Source organism: Winogradskyella haliclonae (assembly GCF_014635865.1).
Classification (GTDB): Bacteria; Bacteroidota; Bacteroidia; order Flavobacteriales; family Flavobacteriaceae; genus Winogradskyella; species Winogradskyella haliclonae.
Window position 1 is genome coordinate 416,208 of the sequence record NZ_BMDQ01000003.1, and the last position, 19,250, is coordinate 435,457.

Sequence of the window (19,250 nt, forward strand, 5' to 3'; positions counted from 1 at the left end):
ATTTCAATAACTTTACCCTAGCAAATCTTTTAGTGCTGGTTCCAGATTTGCGAACGTAAAATCAAAACCTTCTTGTTCAATTTTTAAGGAGCTTACACGTTGACTTTCAAATAAAAGCATATGCATTTCACCAAGAGCTAATTTCATTGCAAATTTTGGGATATTTGGTAATACGAGTGGTCTTTTCAAAACCTTTGCAGCTGTTTTTGTAAGCTCAGCATTAGTTACTGGATTTGGTGCTACGGCATTATAAACACCTGTTAATCCTTGCTTAACAGCATACATAAATAGCTTAGCTAAATCCTCAACATGAATCCAACTTTGCCATTGGTCACCAGTACCAAATGCTGCTCCAGCTCCAAATTTTATTGGCCTTATAATTTCTGGTAATGCACCACCTTTTTCAGAAAGCACTAAGCCAATTCTAAGTTTGCAAACATCTATATGGGAAGTTTTAAAAGCATCTATAGCAGTTTCCCAATGCTTTACTACTTCACCAAGAAAAGTATTAGAAACCTTATCAAAATCTTCTTCGAAGTAATTAACTAATGATGACGGATATATACCTATTGCACTTGCAGAGACAACATGTTTTACAGAAAAATTGTTGTCATCTATTGTTTTTTTAAGAAGCCTAGCCGTATGAGTTCGGCTTTCTAAAACTTCCTTTTTATAGGAACTTATCCAACGTTTAGAAATTGATGCGCCAACAAGATTTATTAGTGTATCAACGTCATTAAAACAAGCTTTGTCAATTTCTCCTGCCTTAGGATTCCAGTAAAACCCTTTATAGTTGTCTTGATTTTGTAATTTAGATTTCGAAGTCGTTAGGTAATTAACAGCTATACCATCTTCATGGCAGAGTTTTACTATTTCTTTACCAACCAAACCCGTAGCACCTGTAATTAAAACTCTCACAATTATTAATTTTAGACAAAGATACGTGAGCTAAAAACCCAAGACTCAGACTTTAGTTAAGTTTTAACGTTTTACAGCACGTAACATATGCCGTTTATTTGGTGGACCTTCAAGTCTTTCAATCTCGAATCCTACAGATTTTAGAGCACGTTTAACACTACCTTTTGCTGAATATGTGACCAAAACAGCATTTGACTTCATGGCTTTATACATTATTCTGAAAATAGTTTCCGTCCATAATTCAGGTTGAACTCTAGCTCCAAAAGCATCAAAATAAACAATATCATATTTTGAATTGTCCGCTATATGTTCGAATAATTTTTGTTCTTTAATAATACTGAAGTTTTTAGATATCTTAACCTGTTCTTCCCAAGTTGAATCATGAATCGTATAGAACTCTTCTTTATATTTAGTAGAAATCAATTCAGGATAATTCAAGATTTCTATTTCTTCTTGTTTTACAGGATAAGCTTCAACTCCGGTATAATTAATTTTTTGTTGACGTTTTTCTGCTTCAATTAAAGTCAAAAAAGCATTCAATCCTGTACCAAAGCCTATTTCTAGAATAGACACTTCTCTGTTCTTAGATATTTGGCTTAAAAAGAAAAGCAAACCATGTTTTAAATACACATGATTTGCTTCATTAATTGCACCATGAACAGAATGATATTGCTCATTCCATTCTTCTATATGGATGGTTTTAGAACCATCTCCAGTGGTTATAATTTTTCGTTGCACTATTTTTTTAATAAAACACCATCTGCTTCAAAAGACATAGTCACTTCTGGCTCAGTAATTTTTGCAATCTCCTCGGGAGTTTTGCCAGCGTCTTCAGCATAATGTTGTAAATCTGCTACCGATGTTTCTTTTACAAAAGCCTTGCCATTGATTACAACTTCTCCGGTGGCATCAAGAGGCATAAAAAACCCGTAGTCTTTAAAAGTAACACGAACAACTTTATCATTACCCATATCTAACTTCATCCAACATCCTTTTTTTGAACACACCTCAGATATTTTTCCTCTCATCTTTGCATTTATAGTATCACCAACTTTCAAAGCATCATAATGTGCCATCATTCGCTCAGCAGAAAGTGCATCTACATCTGTAATTTCTTTTCCAAAACTGCTATAAGCTATTTCTTTAGATATTTCTTCAGTATTGGCATCTTGTTCTACAGCATTGACTTTAGTTTCATTTTTACAAGAAACTATAAGTGCGCCAATACATATTGAGGTTAAAAGTTTTTTCATTTTATATAATTATTGTTGATAAATGGTATAACAAATTTACTAAATTTTAAGGAAAAATTAGAGTTAAAAGCCGTTACGATTGCGTATTTTTGCACCATCAAATCTAGCACATTAAATGAATACAACTACATCTTACGAAATCGATTTAGTAAAAGCGAAAACCTCAAAAATCAACAGTGTTGATTTTGATAATTTAACGTTTGGTCGCGTCTTTACTGATCATATGTTTGTTTGTGATTTTAAAGATGGAAGTTGGCAGAAACCTCAAATAATGCCTTATCAGGCAATGACTTTTGAGCCTTCGGCTAGAGTGTTTCATTACGGTCAAGCTGTTTTTGAAGGTATGAAAGCTTATAAAGATGACAACGGTAAAGTCTTTTTATTTAGACCAGATCAAAATTTTGAGCGCATCAATAAGTCTGCTGCTCGTATGGCTATACCTGAATTTCCAAAAGAATACTTTTTTAAAGGGCTAGAAACTTTATTGAATTTGGATGTTGAATGGATAAAACCAGGATTAGACAACTCATTATATTTAAGACCTTTTGTAATTGCAACTGAACCAGCAATATCTGCTTCTCCTGCTGAAGAATATCGCTTTATGATTATTTGTTCTCCAGCTAAAGCGTATTACAATGAGCCTGTACGTGTTTTATTTGCAGAAAAATTTAGTCGTTCTGCCGATGGAGGTGTAGGTTTTGCTAAAGCAGCAGGTAATTATGGAGCACAGTTTTACCCAACGAGTTTAGCTCAGAAAAAAGGTTTTCAACAAATTATATGGACAGATGCTAGTACGCATGATTATCTTGAAGAAGCTGGTACTATGAACATCTTTTTCAGAATTGGTGATAAATTAATTACTGCACCAAACAATGATAGAATTCTGGATGGTGTTACGCGTAAAAGTGTTATACAACTTGCTAAAGATTTAAATATTGATTGCGAAGTGAGGCGTGTTAGCGTTAAAGAAATAAAGGATGCCGCTATAAATGGTAGCTTAACAGAAATTTTCGGTGCTGGTACAGCTGCTGTGATAAGTCCAGTTTCTGCATTCGAACATGCTGGTGATGTTTTTGAAATCCCAGTAACCAATGATTCTTATGCTACATTATTTAAGTCTACGTTATTAAATATTCAGCATAATCTAGCCGATGACAAACACAGTTGGAGATACGAGGTAAGGTAAAAAACAAAATTTAATTGATTATAAAAAAAGCAGCCGATTGGCTGCTTTTTTTTATGACTCTAAGATAGATTGTATATTGGGCTTAAAATAGTTTGGTCCTTTTAGCACCTTACCATCTTCGCGATAAATAGGTTCGCCATCTGAACCTAGTTTGCTCATATTACTACGTTGTATCTCTTCAAAAACTTCTTCTATTTTATGTTGCATACCATGCTCGATTATAGTACCGCATAAAATATAGAGCATATCACCCAAGGCATCTGCAACTTCTACCAAATCATTAGCATTGGCAGCTTCCAAATACTCTTCGTTTTCTTCTCGCATTAACTTATAACGAAGCATATTTTTCTCTATGCCTAAATCGGCTTTTGGTTCTTCTCTATGTCCTATTTTAAAAGCTGTATGAAATGCTTTAACTGCATTGATTTTATCTTGCATTGTTAGTTAGTCTATTAAAGTTCTAATACGTAAATTTGTATAAAAATAAGAAGATGTTTACGACTGGTCAATTAGTTTTTGGAATATTATTTTTTATTGCCTTTGCAACGGTAATTGTGTTTCAGTATCGTAAAGATTTAAAACTTCATAAAAAATACTATAAAGGCACGATTTGGATACTTCTCGCTTTTATTGGTTTTATAGGTCTTATTGCTGCAGTGAAATTTATGTATATGTAAGTAAAACAAGGACGTAATTATAATTACATCCTTGTTTTACTAGGTTTTAATTCTTAGTAGGTAAAAAACTATAGGTCTTACTATACTCTAACATTTGTTCAGGAAACCCTTTTGGTTGTGTTACTTTGATTGCAGTTATAACTCCATTTTTATCCGTCTCAGGCACTAATACTGGATTTACAAAACCACTGTAAGGTGCTGAAGTAAACTGTTTGTTACGTTCTAAAACTTCGGCATGAATATCTTGATCTACTTTTACACCATAACCTTCTACTAAAGCTTCAACAGCAGCAAAATCGCCTTCAGATTTTATACGCTGGGTTTCTCGAAGTAACTGTCCAAACAGTGTGTGTAATTTATCGTAATCATTAATATTAAAATAGGTTTTGCCGTCTCTAGTAACTTTTTCAATAACATTATCAGCTTTCCCTTTTTCAAAAACCCAAGCACTCACCCATTGTCTGTTTACCATATGTGCTTCCTCGACATCATCACCTAGATTTAACCTTATTAATTGCGTCATCAGACCATTTCGGATATAGCCGTCATAAGCTGCCTTCCCTATAGACTTCCAATCATTTACCAATCCTAATTCTTGCAATTTAGGACTATATAAATAATAAAGTCCCACTAAATCTGCACGACCTTCTTCCAAAGTAGATGCATATTTCTTTAGTGTTTCTTTAGTCTCTCCAACTCCTGGATTTAGCTGTCCTGAAGCATGACCAATCACTTCGTGTAAAGCAGTATGCAATTTATCTGCTTGTTGCCCATACGCCTCTTCTAACTTTAATTCCTCATCATCATGAACAAATTCTTTTAGCCTACCTGTGCTTCCTGCATTATTATAAGCATTTATAATATTTCCTAGTGATACTGATTTACTTCCTACTTCTTTACGAATCCAATTAGCATTAGGTAAGTTTACGCCTATTGGTGTACTCGGTGATGCATCTCCAGCTTCTCCTGCAACAGTCACTACTTTATAAGTTACACCAACAACATTATCTTTTTTGTGCTCATCCATTAATGGAGAGTTATCTTCAAACCACTGTGCATTTTCAGATAATACAGACATTTTTTTTGACATATCAAAATCATTAATCTGTACAATAGTCTCGTAACTTCCTCTATAACCTGAAGGATCGTTATAGACTTCTATAAAACTATTAATATAGTCTACGTTACCCTCTGTTGCCGCTGTCCAAGCCACATTATAATCATCCCATGTTTGCAAATCTCCAGTTTTGTAATAATCAATAAGCAGGCCTAGTGCATTACCTTGAGCTTCGTTTTCTGCAACACCTTTTGCTTTTTCTAACCATTTTACCACTTCATCAATAGCACTACCATATAGTCCGCCAGACTTATAAACACGTTCTTTTAAGACCCCATTTTCTTTGACTAATTGAGAGTTAAGTCCAAATGATAATGGCCTGTCAGGGTTTGGTGATGCTTTCTGTTTGTAGAAATTTTCGACATCAGCGGTTGTAACATCTGGTCCATAAAAATTAACAGCAGATTCAAGCACATTATCAACGCCCTTGGCTAGGTTAACTTTTTTAGAATCTTCATCATTAAAAATAGCAGCATAGGCCATGCCGTCTAGTTTGGTGTCGGTAGCCTTTAATAACTCATTAAAATAAGACTCATCAAAACCAGGCTGCAATTTGTCATTAGAATAATGATGATGTATACCATTACTAAACCATACACGCTTTAAATAAACTTCAAAAGCTTTCCAGTTATCAGATGTTTTATCTCCTGAATAGTTAACATATATATTTTCTAAGGCTTTTCTAATCGCTAAATTATGTCGGTAATTTTGATCCCACATCATATCCCGACCAGCCAAACCTGCTTGAGTTAAATAGTAAACTAATTTCTGTTCCTTCAAAGTTAAGTTTTCCCAACCCGGAATCTTATAACGCAAAATTTTAATATCAGCAAATTGCTCTACGTTATAACTAAACTCTTGCTCTTCAGGAATTGATTCTTTTTTGTCATCATCACATGATAAGAATAATGAAGCTACTAAAGCAATACCCAATATTGATTTTAATTTCATTTTTGATTTAATTTTAGTTCTACACAAATGTAGCATTAAAAAGACATATCATAAAATTACTATCTTTGGTTAATAACAAAAATCAATCCTCCATGAAAGCCTTAAAATATATCCTTTTTCTGATTCTTATTGTTGTTATAGGACTTGCAATCTATATCGCTGTACAGCCCAATTTTTATGAGGTAGAACGTAGTAGAACTATTAAAGCTCCTGCTGCTGTTGTTTATAATAATGTCATAGATTTTAAAAACTGGGAAGCTTGGAATTCTTGGAAAGAAGAACATCCCGAAATTGAAATTTCCCTTCCTGAAAAAACTAATGGTATTGGTGGCTCATACTCTTGGACGCAAGACGGTGATGTTGGTACTATGAAAACTACAGCAACAGCTGCTAATGATTCTATTATACAAGAAATGCAATTTTCAGATTTTCCTAAGTCTGATGTAAAATGGAATTTTACAACTAATGAAGACGGAAGCACAACTGTGAATTGGAAAATATCTGGAAAAGATTTACCATTTGGCTTTAAAGCATTTGCAACACTGATGGGGGGCATGGAAAAACAAATTGGACCGCATTACGAAAGAGGACTAGAAATGCTTGATAGTGTAGTTGTAAATAGTATGAAAGCTTATAGTGTAAAAACTGATGGAATTACCGAATATGGCGGAGGCTTTTATATGTATAAAACCACATCAGCTACTAGCTCTAACATAAGTCAGATAATGGGTAAACAATATGGTGAGATAATGACTTACATGGCGAAGAATAATGTTGTGCAAACAGGTATGCCATTTACAATTTACAATGAAATGAATGATGCAAATAATAATATAATTATGAGTCAAGCAATCCCAGTGCAAAACAAAGTTGAGATTGCTCAAGATTCTGAGATATTGTGTGGTTATATCCCAAAAACTAAGGTTTTTAAAACCACTCTAAAAGGTAATTACACGAATCTACCAAAAGCATGGGAAAGTGCAATGACTTATATCGCACAGAATAATTTACAACAATCAGAGTTAAAACCTTTTGAAATATATCAAACGGATCCAGGCAATTATCCTAACCCTGCAGATTGGATAACAGAAGTTTATATTCCTATTAAATAAATGAAGCAACTATTACTTGTTTTTGTGGGTGGTGGCTTTGGAAGTGTACTTCGCTTTTTAGTAGGAAAATGGCTCAATAGTTCTGAAAGTGGAATACCTTACGGTACTTTTGCCGCCAATATAATTGGCAGTTTACTAATTGGAATAATACTAGGTGTAGCTGCAAAAAATGATGGACTTTCCGAGTCGCAAACACTTTTGCTGGCTACTGGCTTTTGTGGTGGCTTTACCACATTTTCTACTTTTGCATACGAGAATCATGTATTTTTAAAATCTGGTGATTTTACCTCTTTTGCCCTGTATACCATTGCTAGTTTTATAATTGGGTTTTTAGCGGTCTTTGGAGGTATGTATTTGGTAAAGTAGTATCACTATTTCTTAAATGCTTTTACACCTGCTTCAACTTTTAAGTCTATATAATTAACTCTTGGAACTATAGGACAAGAATATTTCTCGTTATAAGCACATAAAGGATTATAAGCCTTATTAAAATCTATTTCAATAGTATCATCATCAGGGATTCTTAAATCTAGATAGCGGCCTCCTGCATAGCTATCTTCTCCGTTAGTATTATCTATAAAAGGTAAAAACAGATAGTCTTTGTATTCTTCCGAATTCATATTTTCTTCACCTTGATAGATGTTTAGCTGAATTGTTTTCTCCTTCAGTTTAAAAGTCACAATCCCATAAATACGTTCACGTGATAAACGACTTGTCGTGGTTTTCATATTAAACCATTCTGCATCTGGTGTTCGCATAATTTTTGCTGAGATGATATAAGTTGAATCAAAAGGAAAAAAATCTAAACCTTCAAATACTCTTAAATCTTTTGCCTTCAAGGGAGATGTCGACGCATCTTTAAAAATATTATTCTGATTAATTTGATATTCAGTATCACCTACAACTGCAGATTTTTTCTGAGAACATGCTATTAAAACCCCTAATAGTACTATATACTTAAGACATCTCATTACTATATTTTTCAATTCCAAAAATACAACTTATACTTTTTTTTCATAGTTTTGGATGCAAATCAAATAATAATCTAATGAAATTTTCAATTGTAGCATATAAGCAGAGACAGACCTCTTTACAGAAGAGTCGTACTTTTTGTGTGTTATAACCTTGATATATTTAACCAACCAAAACTTAAAAAGTCCGACAGCAATGTTGGACTTTTTACTTTTATAATAATGACAAAATGAAAAAAATGTACACAAATTACATAGCATCTTTTAAGGGTTTACCTAAAGAGATTTGGTACATATCGTTGATATCTTTAGTCAATAGAGCAGGTACAATGGTTATCCCTTTCTTATCACTTTATCTTACCACAAATCTAGAGTTTAGTAAAGATGATGCTGGGTGGATTTTAGCCTTTTTTGGAATTGGTTCTGTAATTGGTGGCTGGTTAGGCGGAAAATTAACGGATGTATTTGGGTTTTACAAAGTTATGATAGTTAGCTTGTTTTTAACTGGTCTTTGCTTTATAGGATTACAGTATATGTCTTCATTTTGGGGATTATGTTTTGGCATACTCATAACTATGAGTATCGCTGATTCTTTTAGGCCTGCTATCTATGTTTCAATAAAGACATACACTACTGAAGAAAATAGAACACGAGCTATAGGCTTATTACGTTTAGCTATTAACTTGGGTATGGGAATAGGACCAACCTTAGCCGGATTAATCATTGTATCTAAAGGTTATAACATGCTGTTTTGGATAGATGGCATTACCTGTATATTGGCTATACTACTATTCAGTTATTTGGTAAAGGAACCTAAAAAACAATCTTTAGAAGTAGATTCGGAATCTGAAGAAGTAAGCAAACTAAAGAATATTGTTTACAGAGATTTTACATATTGGATTTTTATTGCCATGTTTTTTTTCATGGGAATGCTGTTTTTTCAACTCATAATTACAATGCCTTTATATTATGAAGGTGTATTTGGGCTTAATGAGTTTCAAATAGGTCTATTTTGGATGATAAACATAGGCTTGATTATCGTTCTTGAGATGCCCTTTTTAAATTATCTTGAAAAACAGTCTATTACAGTTACACAACTTATTCTTTACGCTTGTTTATTAATGAGTATTAGTTTTTATATACTCTATCAAAATTTTTGGATAGGTATTCTTATAATCAGTATGGCTCTAATTACATTTGGAGAGATGTTAGGCTTCCCTTATACCAATAGGTTTGCTCTTAGCAGAGCTAAAGAAGGATTTGAAGGTAGTTATATGGCACTTTATGCTATGGCTTTCTCTTTATCTCATATTTTTAGTTCTAAAATAGGGTTGAGTATTGTTGAACGATTTGGGTACCAAATTAATTGGTTAGTTACAGGGACTTATGGCCTAATAGCTGTAATTTTATCGTATTGGTTACATAATCGAGTAAAAAAGAATCTATAATGAATTTAAATCAAGTTACCATTCCATCTCTAAATGTTGAGAAAGCTACAGCGTTTTATAAAACTTTAGGGTTGATTTTAATTGTTGATGCTTTACCAAGATATGTTCGTTTCGAATGTCCTAATGGTGATTCTACGCTCTCAATACACAAAGTTGACACTTTGCAAAACGGTGATGGTATAAGCTTGTATTTTGAAGTCGAAAATATTGAAGAAACCGTCAAAACGCTCAAGCAAAAAGGCATTACATTTACGACTAACATTTTAGAGCAAACATGGCTATGGAACGAAGTACATTTATATGACCTCGATAACAATAAAATAATCATATTTCATGCAGGTGAGAACCGAAAAAATCCGCCTTGGAGAATCAATTAAATACTATGAAAAAAATAATAATTCTATTTTCTATATTACTCAGTTTTAGCTGTAATTCAAACTCTAAAAAGAAAGCTCCAGAAAACGAAAATACGTTTATAGAAAAGCAATTTCCAAAATTAGAACCCAATCGCTACAACGTAGCGTTTTTAATCATGGATGGCACTTATAATACAGAGTTGACTGCCCCTTATGATATTTTTCAGCATACCATTTTCAGAAAGAATATTAAGGCCATGAATGTATTTACTGTTGCAAATACAGATGCACCAATTACAACTTTTGAAGGTCTGCGAATCTTGCCAGATTTTAATTATGTAAGCGACGTTTTGCCAAAAATTGATATCCTTGTTGTACCAAGTGCAGAGCATCATTTAGATACAGATTTGGATGACAAAGCTATGATAGACTTTGTAAAAAAAGTAGATAAAGAAGCCACTTTTATGACGTCGCATTGTGACGGTGCATTTGTTCTCGCAGAAGCTGGTGTTTTGAATAATAAAGTATCTACAACTTTCCCGAGTGATATTGATAAAATGCGAGAGCGCTATCCTAATTTAGATATTAGAAAAGATGTGCTATTTGTGCATGATGGTAAGTACATCACCTCAGCTGGCGGAGCTAAAAGTTTTGAAGCTGCTTTGTATTTGTGTGAATATCTATATGGAAAAGATATAGCTATAAGCCTCGCTGGTGGTTTAGTTATAGATTGGAGTCTAAAAGAAGTGCCACATATTGTTGTAGAATAGCACTTACTTTAACGGCTTTACAGGATTATGATTTACGACTTGAGACAAAACAATCTGTGTCTTAGTTTCTCCATAAACGATAAGTTGGTCAATAAATTTCTCTAAATGCTGTTGGTTTTTCAAAACAACCTCCATAACAATATTTTCATTACCTGTAATACGATAACAGTTAATAACCTCGTCATAAGTCTTTACTTTTTCTAAAAATGGTTTTAGCATGCCCATAAAAGCACGTAATGTAATTATTGCTTTTAATTGATATCCTGCAGAAAATGGCGAAATCAGAGTTTTATACGAATGTATTATCTCTGCATCTTCCATCTTTTTTATACGTTCAGCCACCGCTGGAGAACTAACACCTACTCGTCTTCCAATTTCTGCATTTGTCATTCTAGCATTTTCTTGTAAACACTTTAAAATCTGCCAATTAAGAGAATCTATACCCATTTAATGTTTTTTACAAAAATTAACATATAATTTAAAGCAAATATAATGATTTGCTTTAAATACAAAAGCTGAAAATGATTATGAGTGATTATTTTCGTATAAAATTGCTATTAAATTGAATTATTCTATTCCATCACACTTGTCTAACATCCCGCTTTACCAAAAGGCGATGGACATCTTTATTTTATCTCGAAGTATTTCGACATATCTTAATGACGATTTGTGTTTATTAGACGTTGATGGAAAAGAAAATAATGATATCTACTTTACTGGAGATATAATTCAACAATCTTCTAACCTAGCGCCAGAAATTATTAATGCAGAACGCGAACGTTTTTCAGATAAAAAGCATAAGCACATTGAAAGCTTGGATAGGTTAACTTATCGTCTTTACAAGAATTGTAGACGTTTAGAAAACACGAATAGTAATGGTAAAGACTACTTACCCATTTTACAAAGCGAATTAAAAAAATTCAGAATACTGAAGCGTAATTGGATGCTGACGTTATAGAAACCTAATCTGACCACTTTAAGATTCTTGCATTGCTCATATAACTATTTTGGTAATTAGCAATTTTAGAATTCCACTCATCAGCGATAATGATAGATTGAGACTTATTTATACTTTCTGTTAAACGCAAAATATGGTTATATCCATTATTACTTGCCAAATAATCAGCATCATCTAACACAAACAGCTGAATCTGCCCTAAGTGTAATGCATTTTGAAAATAAAGCTTAGAAATAAAAGCAGGTGTTCCTATAACGATATCTTGCCCGTAATAAATTTCTACTTTTTGCTTTTCAAAATCGTAACGCTCACTTGTGCCGTAAATGCGTAAATCAGTATTCCTTGTATATTTTGAAAACGCTTCTTTTAGTTCAGCTATTTTTTGCTGATTTTCAACAATAAACAGAGCGCGCGGTGAGTCTTCAAAAGCTTCAGCTTTTAATTTGTGAATTGTATGAATAATTAAGGCAGTTGTTTTTCCACTACCCTTTTTACCAATAACATATGCGTCAGCACCACTTTTTATAACTGGCAATACTTCTTTTTGGAATGGTAATGGTGCTTCAAAATTTAAGGTCTTTAGTGATTCCTTAAGTAATGGGTTTAGTTTTTTGAATGACATATAAATTACATGTTTCTTCGGTACTGTCCACCAACTTCAAACAATGCACTTGTGATCTGCCCTAAAGAACACACTTTACAAACCTCCATTAAAGCTTCAAAAATATTCTGATTATTTACCGCCTTATGTTGTAAGTCTTTTAATAATTCTGAAGTATCACGAATTTCATGCAAGTGTTTCAATGTTTGAATTTGAAATTCTTTTTCTTCTTCCGTAGCTCTTATAACTTCAGCAGGTTGCACAGTAGGCGATCCTTTGCTACTCAAGAATGTGTTTACACCTATAATTGGGAACTCGCCATTATGCTTTAACGTCTCATAATATAAACTCTCTTCTTGAATCTTACTACGTTGGTACATGGTTTCCATAGCTCCTAAAACGCCTCCACGTTCAGTAATTCTATCAAACTCTAATAGTACGGCTTCTTCAACTAAATCCGTTAATTCTTCAATAATAAAAGCACCTTGAATTGGATTTTCGTTTTTAGCTAAACCTAATTCTTTATTAATAATTAATTGAATGGCCATAGCACGTCGCACAGACTCTTCTGTTGGCGTTGTGATAGCCTCATCATAAGCATTTGTATGCAAAGAATTACAGTTGTCATTTATGGCATAAAGAGCCTGTAAAGTTGTACGTATATCATTAAAATCAATCTCCTGGGCATGCAAACTACGACCAGAAGTCTGGATGTGATATTTAAGCATTTGTGCCCTTGGGTTTGCCCCATACTTATTCTTCAACGCTTTTGCCCATATACGTCTCGCTACACGTCCAATTACGGAATACTCTGGGTCGATACCATTGGAGAAAAAGAATGAAAGGTTTGGACCAAATTTATTAATATCCATTCCACGGCTTAAGTAATATTCTACATATGTAAAACCGTTAGAAAGCGTTAATGCCAATTGTGTAATAGGATTTGCTCCTGCCTCGGCAATATGATATCCAGAGATTGATACTGAATAAAAATTGCGAACATTATTATTTATAAAATATTCCTGAACATCACCCATTAAACGCAATGCAAATTCTGTAGAAAAAATACATGTGTTTTGTGCTTGATCTTCTTTTAAAATATCGGCCTGAACAGTACCTCTTACTTGAGCTATTGTTTTTGCTTTAATCTCCGCATAGATATGAGCTGGTAAAACCTGGTCTCCTGTAACACCTAAAAGCATCAGACCAAGTCCATCATTGCCTTCTGGTAAATCACCATTATATTTTGGACGTTGTTTGCCTTTATATAGCTCAGCAATTTTCTTTTCAACTTCTTTTTCTAAACTGTTTTCTTTTATATAAACTTCACATTGTTGATCAATAGCTGCGTTCATAAAGAAACCTAATAGCATAGGTGCAGGACCATTAATGGTCATACTTACAGAGGTCATTGGATCAGCTAAATTGAAACCAGAATACAATTTCTTAGCATCATCTAAACAACAGATAGACACACCTGCATTACCTATTTTACCATAAATATCTGGTCTATAATCTGGGTCATTACCATAAAGTGTTACACTATCAAAAGCTGTCGATAAACGCTTTGCAGGCATCCCTAAACTCACATAGTGAAAACGTCTATTAGTTCGCTCTGGCCCACCTTCTCCAGCAAACATACGTGTTGGATCTTCTCCTGTACGTTTAAATGGATATAAGCCTGAAGTATAAGGGAATTCTCCAGGTACATTTTCTTGTAACGTCCATCTTAAAATATCTCCCCAAGCAGAATACTTTGGCAAAGCTACTTTTGGTATTTGAGTATGCGATAAGGACTCTGTATGTGTTTCAATTTTAATTTCCTTATCTCTTACTTTAAAAGAATAGATAGGATTTTTATAACGGTTTACTTTTTCGTCCCATCCTGTAATCACTTCCCAATTATAAGGGTCTAAGTTCATCTTTACGCGATCAAACTCACCAATAAGCAGCTTTAAAAAGTCTTTATTTTCAGTTTCATTTAAATCTGCAGTATTTATATCTACTCCTGACTTATCAAGCTTAGGTACTGAATCAATAACTGATTCTATAGTCTTAAATATCCCATACAGTTTCTGAGCAACCTCTACTTGATTTAAAGTCGTTTGGTCATATGCACGATTGCTTTCTGCAATTTCTGAAAGGTAACGCGTACGATTTGGAGGAATGACAAAAATCTTCTCACTCATTTCTTTAGAAATCTCGAAAGTCGATTTTAAATCAGCTTCAGTTTTATCTACCAATTTATCCATAATAGATTTGTAGAGCGTATTCATTCCTGGATCATTAAATTGAGACGCAATTGTACCAAAAACAGGTAAATCATCTTGATGTACATCCCAAAGATTATTATTACGCATGTATTGTTTTTTTACATCACGTAATGCATCTAATGCGCCTCTTTTATCAAACTTATTGATAGCTACTAAATCCGCAAAATCTAGCATATCAATTTTTTCGAGCTGCGTTGCTGCACCAAACTCTGGTGTCATGACATATAAAGCCACATCACTATGCTCCATAATTTCTGTATCAGATTGTCCGATACCTGAAGTTTCAAGGATAATTAAATCGTATTCTGCAGCTTTTAATACTTCAATCGCTTCACTAACATATTTTGATAATGCCAAATTAGATTGACGTGTTGCCAAACTACGCATATAAACTCGAGGCGAGTTAATAGCATTCATTCTTATTCTATCGCCTAACAATGCACCACCCGTTTTTCGTTTTGAGGGGTCTACGGAAATAAGACCTATTGTTTTCTCTGGAAAATCAATTAAAAAACGTCTTACAAGCTCATCAACTAAAGACGACTTACCAGCACCTCCAGTTCCTGTAATTCCTAAAACCGGTGTTTTTGATGTCTTATTTTTTTCTTCAATAATACTTAAGACGTCTTTAGCTACGTCAGGGAAATTCTCTGCCGAAGAAATAACACGTGCAATATCCTTAGAGTTTTTTCGATTCAAATGGTTGACTTCTCCATTTAGACTATCTCCTATTGCATAATCAGATTTCTCTACCAAATCATTAATCATACCTTGCAAACCTAATTCTCTTCCATCGTCTGGAGAATAGATACGTGTAATACCATAATCCATTAAATCTTTAATCTCTTCAGGCAAGATAACACCGCCGCCGCCGCCAAAAATTTTAATATGTCCGGCTCCCTTTTCATTAAGCAAGTCATACATATATTTAAAGTACTCATTATGACCACCTTGATAAGAAGTCATTGCAATAGCATTAGCATCTTCCTGGATTGCTGTATTTACAACTTCTTCAACACTTCTATCATGACCTAAATGTATGACCTCAACACCTGTAGATTGTATGATGCGGCGCATGATATTAATTGCAGCATCATGCCCATCGAAAAGTGAGGCAGCTGTAACTATACGTACTTTATGTTTTGGTTTATATGGTGCGACTTGTTCCATTCGTAATACAATTGCTTTTTAGAGCTACAAATTTACTGAATTTATAAAAATCATAGGCTTTTGTTATGAAATGTTTAAATCATAAAAAAATCTTACAGCATGCTTTAATTAATTAGTAATAGAAGAATAGCTTGAATTGTATAACATTATGATTTTTGTAAAAAAGAGAAAAGGTAAGATTTGAGTTTTGATTACAAATTAATCACCAGCTTTTATTTTCTAAAAAATTTGTTAAAATGTATCAATTTTCTTACTTTTAAAATTACATCTCTCAAAAAATCAACTATTTATAATTTTAAGGTATATAAACATACCTTTAATTAACACACAACAAAACCATTAACCAAAAACAATTAATTCATGAAAAAAAGATTATTATTAGTCTGCTTTTTAGCAAGTATAGTTTTTACCTATGCTCAAGACTTACCATCTAATCCAACACCAGGGAAATGTTATGTAAAATGTATTACTAAAGATACTTTCAAAGAAGTTACTGATACTTATCAATCCTATCCAGAGTACAATACTTTAGATATAGTGCCAGCAACTTACAAAACTGTTGAAGAAAGAGTTTTAGTAAAAGAAGCTACAAAAAAGTATGTATATGTCCCTGCGGTATATGAAACTGTTGAAGTTTCCTATGTTAAGAAAGAAGGTCGTACAGATTTAAAAGTGGTACCAGCTACTTTTGGTACAAGTTCAAAAACTTACGAAACTTATCCATCTACATCTGGATGGGAGTATAAAATTTTAGAAGATTGCCCTTCTGTAAATAAAGATGATTGTGTAGCCGCTTGTTTTGTTGAGTATCCTGCTCAGTTTAGAGAAGTTTCATTTACTACTCTTGCTGCTGATGCATCAACAAACAACATCCCTGTACCAGAACAGACCACAACTTATAAAAAGAGAGTTATAAAAACTCCAGCTCGTGTGGATGAAATAGAAATACCAGCTGAATACACTACAATTAAAAGACAAGTAGTAGACACACCTGCAAAGGCAGTACCTACTACTGTAGCTTCAAAATCTGATTCAGTCGATAGAACAGTGTTAGACCAGAAAGGTGGAATTTCTTCATGGGAAGAAGTTGACTGTGAGTTGTTAGATCCAAACGTATTACCTGTATTTTATGAATTAGGAAGTGCTCGTTTAACTGCTGCATCCAAGAAAACTATAGATGAAACATTATTACCTATAATGAAAGATTCTAAAGTAAGTGTTGAGATTATGTCTCATACAGATTCTAGAGGTAATGATGATTTTAACCAATCTTTATCGCAACAACGTGCTAACTCTGTAGTAAACTACTTAGTATCAAGAGGCATCTCAAGAAACCGATTATCTGCTAGAGGTTTTGGGGAGTCTCGTTTAACAAACAGATGCTCTAACGGTGTAGATTGCTCTGAAGCTCAACACCAAAAGAATAGACGTACAGAATTTAGAGTTTTGTCTAATTAATCCTCTGGATACCCTTTTTAAAATTGATAAAGCACCTTTTTTAAGGTGCTTTTTTTGTTATAATGTATTGTGGATAATTTGCAGTTTCTTTTTTGGCCTTAATACCATAGTCTTCAAGATTACTTTGCATGAACTCAAAATACTTATAATGTATTTGCCAATCGTGTATGCTATAAAGGTGCTCATCTTTTGAAGAAGATACAATTATAGGTATATCAAGTGCTTTTGATAATTGATATGCCATATCTTTTATACTCACATTATCTGCTTGTATATCACTATCACTAACCAAATATTTAGACTCAACATCTCCCCAGTTAATTTGTGTAGAGTTCCAAAAACTTGGGTTGTTAATTTTTAAAGTTATAACGTCTCCATTAGTAATGCCTTCTGCAACTTGAAGCTTTAATTCATTTAAAACTTGCAAGTCTATATCTTCTTTATCAATTTCAGTCTTTTTTATATAAATAGTATAGTACCTATTTAATTCTGATGAAACTTGTATTTGATTTCTATTAACTTTAGACAAATAACTCAAGATATCTTTTACTTTACCATTTAATTTTAAGTAACCATTGCTATAACTAACATTAAAATCTTCTGAATTTACATTACTTAGTTTTACCTCAATATCGTTTTTTGGTACATAATCCTTTTTTGAAAACTCTTTTGGGTTTACTATTTTCAAAAAACCTGATAATGGTTTTCTCGTTTTATTATCTCTTAAAAATTTGTTTAGTTTATTAGGACTTAAATCCGAAGGGTGACCTTGCCATAGCTTCTCTCCTTTTGCATTAAAAAGAATACCTTGTGGCAAAGACCTAACACCATATTGTTTGAATGTACTCCCATAATCATCTACAGCAATGGTTAATAGCGTTGGGTTCTTCTTAATAAATCGCTCGACTCTTGTTGGATTCTCTTCTGATAATGAAATGACATGAAAATCTTTTGGATATTGCTTTTGCAAAACAGTAAGTATTTTTTTTGCATAAACACATGGGCCACACCAAGTTGCCCAAAAATCAACGAAGTAGAGTTTATTAGATTCTGTTTCTACAATTTTTGATTCTTGCAGTACTTCAGACACTCTTATTTGAGCTATAGTATAATAACTTCCTAGTAAAAATAGTAACGTAAATGCTATATTTTTGAATTTTAAATCTCTCATAATTAAATCTTCAACCCTATAAGTCAAATACCATGCTAAAATTAATATTTATAATTTAAAATATAAATTATGATTAAGATGTAAACGCAAGTTTTATGCATATATTTGAGAACAATTTTGAATAAAAACACTTCAGTCATGAAAAAATCTATCCTACTCGTTTTCTTAGTCTTTATATTTTCTTCATGTGCAGAATTACAACAAGTTGTTAACCAACTCCCGCAAACTGGACCTATTAGTAATACAGATATTGCTTCTGGACTCCGACAAGCACTAGATTTAGGTATAGATAAACAAGTTAGTAAGCTTACTCAAAAGGATGGTTTTTTTAAAAATGAATTGGTAAAAATTTTACTCCCAGAAGAACTTCGGAAAGTTGATAAAACATTAAGAAATATAGGCTTAGGTAACTTGGCTGATGAAGGTTTGAAGATTTTAAATCGCGCCGCTGAAGATGCTGTAAAGGAGGCAACACCTATTTTTGTGAATGCTGTAAAAGACATCACCTTTAATGATGCCAAGAACATCTTACTTGGGAGTGATGATGCAGCTACACAATATTTAACTTCGAGAACGCAAACTGAACTTTATAACAAGTTTAAACCTGTGATTAATAATTCATTTAGTAAAGTCGGCGCAGAAGAAATTTGGTCTAATCTAATTACAAAATACAATGCCTTACCACTAACAAATGATGTGAATCCTGATTTAACGGATTATGTAACTGGTGAAGCACTAAAAGGTGTTTATACAATGATTGCCGTTGAAGAAAAACAGATTCGAACTAAAATATCATCTAGAACTACAGATTTACTAAAGAAAGTATTTGCGTTACAAGATTAGAGATTATAGGAAGTCTT

The 19,250-nt window shown here is 33.1% G+C and carries 20 protein-coding genes; 10 read left to right on the forward strand and 10 right to left on the reverse strand.

The genetic code is table 11. The features are described from left to right. Positions 1–12: 12 nt before the first annotated feature. The 3 genes from IEV10_RS12400 to IEV10_RS12410 form a co-directional block, all read right to left on the reverse strand. Positions 13–918, reverse strand: a complete 906-nt coding sequence (locus IEV10_RS12400; protein ID WP_188375039.1) for a TIGR01777 family oxidoreductase — start codon at positions 916–918, stop codon at positions 13–15. Between the two features lie 63 nt (positions 919–981). Next, positions 982–1,656 (reverse strand): tRNA (5-methylaminomethyl-2-thiouridine)(34)-methyltransferase MnmC2, encoded by a 675-nt coding sequence (mnmC2, locus tag IEV10_RS12405; RefSeq protein WP_188375040.1) that lies wholly within the window; start codon positions 1,654–1,656, stop codon positions 982–984. Beyond that, positions 1,656–2,171 (reverse strand): DUF4920 domain-containing protein, encoded by a 516-nt coding sequence (locus IEV10_RS12410; RefSeq protein ID WP_188375041.1) that lies wholly within the window; start codon positions 2,169–2,171, stop codon positions 1,656–1,658. Before IEV10_RS12410 ends, mnmC2 begins: the two co-directional genes overlap by 1 nt. Before the next feature lie 115 nt (positions 2,172–2,286). Here IEV10_RS12410 and IEV10_RS12415 point away from each other — a divergent pair, with 115 nt between their 5' ends. Next, complete coding sequence (locus IEV10_RS12415) at positions 2,287–3,357, forward strand: branched-chain amino acid aminotransferase (RefSeq protein ID WP_188375042.1); 1,071 nt, start codon at positions 2,287–2,289, stop codon at positions 3,355–3,357. A 51-nt stretch (positions 3,358–3,408) separates the two neighbouring features. On the opposite strand, the gene IEV10_RS12420 is transcribed toward IEV10_RS12415, so the two are convergent. After that, complete coding sequence (locus IEV10_RS12420) at positions 3,409–3,795, reverse strand: pyrophosphohydrolase domain-containing protein (protein WP_188375043.1); 387 nt, start codon at positions 3,793–3,795, stop codon at positions 3,409–3,411. A gap of 53 nt (positions 3,796–3,848) precedes the next feature. Here IEV10_RS12420 and IEV10_RS12425 point away from each other — a divergent pair, with 53 nt between their 5' ends. After that, positions 3,849–4,034, forward strand: a complete 186-nt coding sequence (locus IEV10_RS12425) for a hypothetical protein (protein WP_188375044.1) — start codon at positions 3,849–3,851, stop codon at positions 4,032–4,034. Between the two features lie 46 nt (positions 4,035–4,080). Here IEV10_RS12425 and IEV10_RS12430 read toward each other — a convergent pair whose 3' ends face one another. After that, positions 4,081–6,102: a dipeptidyl-peptidase 3 family protein gene (locus tag IEV10_RS12430; protein WP_188375045.1), complete on the reverse strand. Its 2,022-nt coding sequence runs from the start codon at positions 6,100–6,102 to the stop codon at positions 4,081–4,083. 92 nt (positions 6,103–6,194) lie between these two features. On the opposite strand from IEV10_RS12430, the gene IEV10_RS12435 reads away from it, so the two are divergent. Both IEV10_RS12435 and crcB read left to right on the forward strand, forming a co-directional pair. Then, positions 6,195–7,214: an SRPBCC family protein gene (locus IEV10_RS12435; RefSeq protein ID WP_188375046.1), complete on the forward strand. Its 1,020-nt coding sequence runs from the start codon at positions 6,195–6,197 to the stop codon at positions 7,212–7,214. Further along, positions 7,215–7,580 (forward strand): fluoride efflux transporter CrcB, encoded by a 366-nt coding sequence (crcB, locus tag IEV10_RS12440; RefSeq protein ID WP_188375047.1) that lies wholly within the window; start codon positions 7,215–7,217, stop codon positions 7,578–7,580. 5 nt (positions 7,581–7,585) lie between these two features. Here crcB and IEV10_RS12445 read toward each other — a convergent pair whose 3' ends face one another. Further along, positions 7,586–8,185 (reverse strand): DUF1684 domain-containing protein, encoded by a 600-nt coding sequence (locus tag IEV10_RS12445; protein WP_188375048.1) that lies wholly within the window; start codon positions 8,183–8,185, stop codon positions 7,586–7,588. 239 nt (positions 8,186–8,424) lie between these two features. Between IEV10_RS12445 and IEV10_RS12450 the strand changes: the two genes are divergently transcribed. From IEV10_RS12450 to IEV10_RS12460, 3 genes are read left to right on the forward strand one after another with little or no spacing between them, the layout of a single operon-like run. Continuing rightward, positions 8,425–9,633, forward strand: a complete 1,209-nt coding sequence (locus tag IEV10_RS12450) for an MDR family MFS transporter (protein WP_229719713.1) — start codon at positions 8,425–8,427, stop codon at positions 9,631–9,633. Then, on the forward strand, positions 9,633–10,010 hold the full coding sequence (locus IEV10_RS12455; protein WP_188375050.1) for a VOC family protein: 378 nt from the start codon (positions 9,633–9,635) through the stop codon (positions 10,008–10,010). The genes IEV10_RS12450 and IEV10_RS12455 overlap by 1 nt, the downstream gene beginning before the upstream one ends. Before the next feature lie 5 nt (positions 10,011–10,015). After that, entirely contained in the window at positions 10,016–10,759 is a 744-nt protein-coding gene (locus IEV10_RS12460) for a DJ-1/PfpI family protein (protein WP_188375051.1), read from the forward strand. A gap of 3 nt (positions 10,760–10,762) precedes the next feature. Here the strand turns inward: IEV10_RS12460 and IEV10_RS12465 are convergent, their stop codons facing one another. Then, entirely contained in the window at positions 10,763–11,206 is a 444-nt protein-coding gene (locus IEV10_RS12465) for an Lrp/AsnC family transcriptional regulator (RefSeq protein ID WP_188375052.1), read from the reverse strand. A gap of 169 nt (positions 11,207–11,375) precedes the next feature. On the opposite strand from IEV10_RS12465, the gene IEV10_RS12470 reads away from it, so the two are divergent. Continuing rightward, positions 11,376–11,717: a hypothetical protein gene (locus tag IEV10_RS12470; RefSeq protein ID WP_188375053.1), complete on the forward strand. Its 342-nt coding sequence runs from the start codon at positions 11,376–11,378 to the stop codon at positions 11,715–11,717. Positions 11,718–11,721: 4 nt separating this feature from the next. Here IEV10_RS12470 and IEV10_RS12475 read toward each other — a convergent pair whose 3' ends face one another. Beyond that, a complete protein-coding gene (locus IEV10_RS12475; RefSeq protein ID WP_188375054.1) occupies positions 11,722–12,339 on the reverse strand; it encodes a DEAD/DEAH box helicase in 618 nt (205 codons plus the stop codon). Between the two features lie 5 nt (positions 12,340–12,344). Beyond that, positions 12,345–15,761, reverse strand: a complete 3,417-nt coding sequence (locus IEV10_RS12480; RefSeq protein ID WP_188375055.1) for a methylmalonyl-CoA mutase family protein — start codon at positions 15,759–15,761, stop codon at positions 12,345–12,347. A gap of 360 nt (positions 15,762–16,121) precedes the next feature. On the opposite strand from IEV10_RS12480, the gene IEV10_RS12485 reads away from it, so the two are divergent. After that, entirely contained in the window at positions 16,122–17,219 is a 1,098-nt protein-coding gene (locus tag IEV10_RS12485; RefSeq protein ID WP_188375056.1) for an OmpA family protein, read from the forward strand. Between the two features lie 40 nt (positions 17,220–17,259). On the opposite strand, the gene IEV10_RS12490 is transcribed toward IEV10_RS12485, so the two are convergent. Beyond that, positions 17,260–18,390: a TlpA family protein disulfide reductase gene (locus tag IEV10_RS12490; RefSeq protein WP_188375057.1), complete on the reverse strand. Its 1,131-nt coding sequence runs from the start codon at positions 18,388–18,390 to the stop codon at positions 17,260–17,262. A 138-nt stretch (positions 18,391–18,528) separates the two neighbouring features. Here IEV10_RS12490 and IEV10_RS12495 point away from each other — a divergent pair, with 138 nt between their 5' ends. Then, positions 18,529–19,233 carry a DUF4197 domain-containing protein gene (locus IEV10_RS12495; protein ID WP_188375058.1) on the forward strand — a complete coding sequence of 235 codons (705 nt, stop codon included), beginning with the start codon at positions 18,529–18,531 and terminating at the stop codon, positions 19,231–19,233. Positions 19,234–19,250 lie beyond the last annotated feature (17 nt).

What these genes read in the sequence shown, in the direction of transcription:
- IEV10_RS12420 (WP_188375043.1), bottom strand. Translation starts at nt 3,795, where the DNA reads ATGCAAGATAAAATCAATGCAGTTAAAGCATTTCATACAGCTTTTAAA.
- IEV10_RS12485 (WP_188375056.1), top strand. Translation starts at nt 16,122, where the DNA reads ATGAAAAAAAGATTATTATTAGTCTGCTTTTTAGCAAGTATAGTTTTT.
- IEV10_RS12425 (WP_188375044.1), top strand. Translation starts at nt 3,849, where the DNA reads ATGTTTACGACTGGTCAATTAGTTTTTGGAATATTATTTTTTATTGCC.
- IEV10_RS12450 (WP_229719713.1), top strand. Translation starts at nt 8,425, where the DNA reads ATGTACACAAATTACATAGCATCTTTTAAGGGTTTACCTAAAGAGATT.
- IEV10_RS12475 (WP_188375054.1), bottom strand. Translation starts at nt 12,339, where the DNA reads ATGTCATTCAAAAAACTAAACCCATTACTTAAGGAATCACTAAAGACC.
- crcB (WP_188375047.1), top strand. Translation starts at nt 7,215, where the DNA reads ATGAAGCAACTATTACTTGTTTTTGTGGGTGGTGGCTTTGGAAGTGTA.
- IEV10_RS12455 (WP_188375050.1), top strand. Translation starts at nt 9,633, where the DNA reads ATGAATTTAAATCAAGTTACCATTCCATCTCTAAATGTTGAGAAAGCT.
- IEV10_RS12495 (WP_188375058.1), top strand. Translation starts at nt 18,529, where the DNA reads ATGAAAAAATCTATCCTACTCGTTTTCTTAGTCTTTATATTTTCTTCA.
- IEV10_RS12415 (WP_188375042.1), top strand. Translation starts at nt 2,287, where the DNA reads ATGAATACAACTACATCTTACGAAATCGATTTAGTAAAAGCGAAAACC.
- IEV10_RS12410 (WP_188375041.1), bottom strand. Translation starts at nt 2,171, where the DNA reads ATGAAAAAACTTTTAACCTCAATATGTATTGGCGCACTTATAGTTTCT.
- IEV10_RS12435 (WP_188375046.1), top strand. Translation starts at nt 6,195, where the DNA reads ATGAAAGCCTTAAAATATATCCTTTTTCTGATTCTTATTGTTGTTATA.
- IEV10_RS12470 (WP_188375053.1), top strand. Translation starts at nt 11,376, where the DNA reads ATGGACATCTTTATTTTATCTCGAAGTATTTCGACATATCTTAATGAC.
- IEV10_RS12465 (WP_188375052.1), bottom strand. Translation starts at nt 11,206, where the DNA reads ATGGGTATAGATTCTCTTAATTGGCAGATTTTAAAGTGTTTACAAGAA.
- IEV10_RS12490 (WP_188375057.1), bottom strand. Translation starts at nt 18,390, where the DNA reads ATGAGAGATTTAAAATTCAAAAATATAGCATTTACGTTACTATTTTTA.
- IEV10_RS12430 (WP_188375045.1), bottom strand. Translation starts at nt 6,102, where the DNA reads ATGAAATTAAAATCAATATTGGGTATTGCTTTAGTAGCTTCATTATTC.
- IEV10_RS12445 (WP_188375048.1), bottom strand. Translation starts at nt 8,185, where the DNA reads ATGAGATGTCTTAAGTATATAGTACTATTAGGGGTTTTAATAGCATGT.
- IEV10_RS12480 (WP_188375055.1), bottom strand. Translation starts at nt 15,761, where the DNA reads ATGGAACAAGTCGCACCATATAAACCAAAACATAAAGTACGTATAGTT.
- IEV10_RS12460 (WP_188375051.1), top strand. Translation starts at nt 10,016, where the DNA reads ATGAAAAAAATAATAATTCTATTTTCTATATTACTCAGTTTTAGCTGT.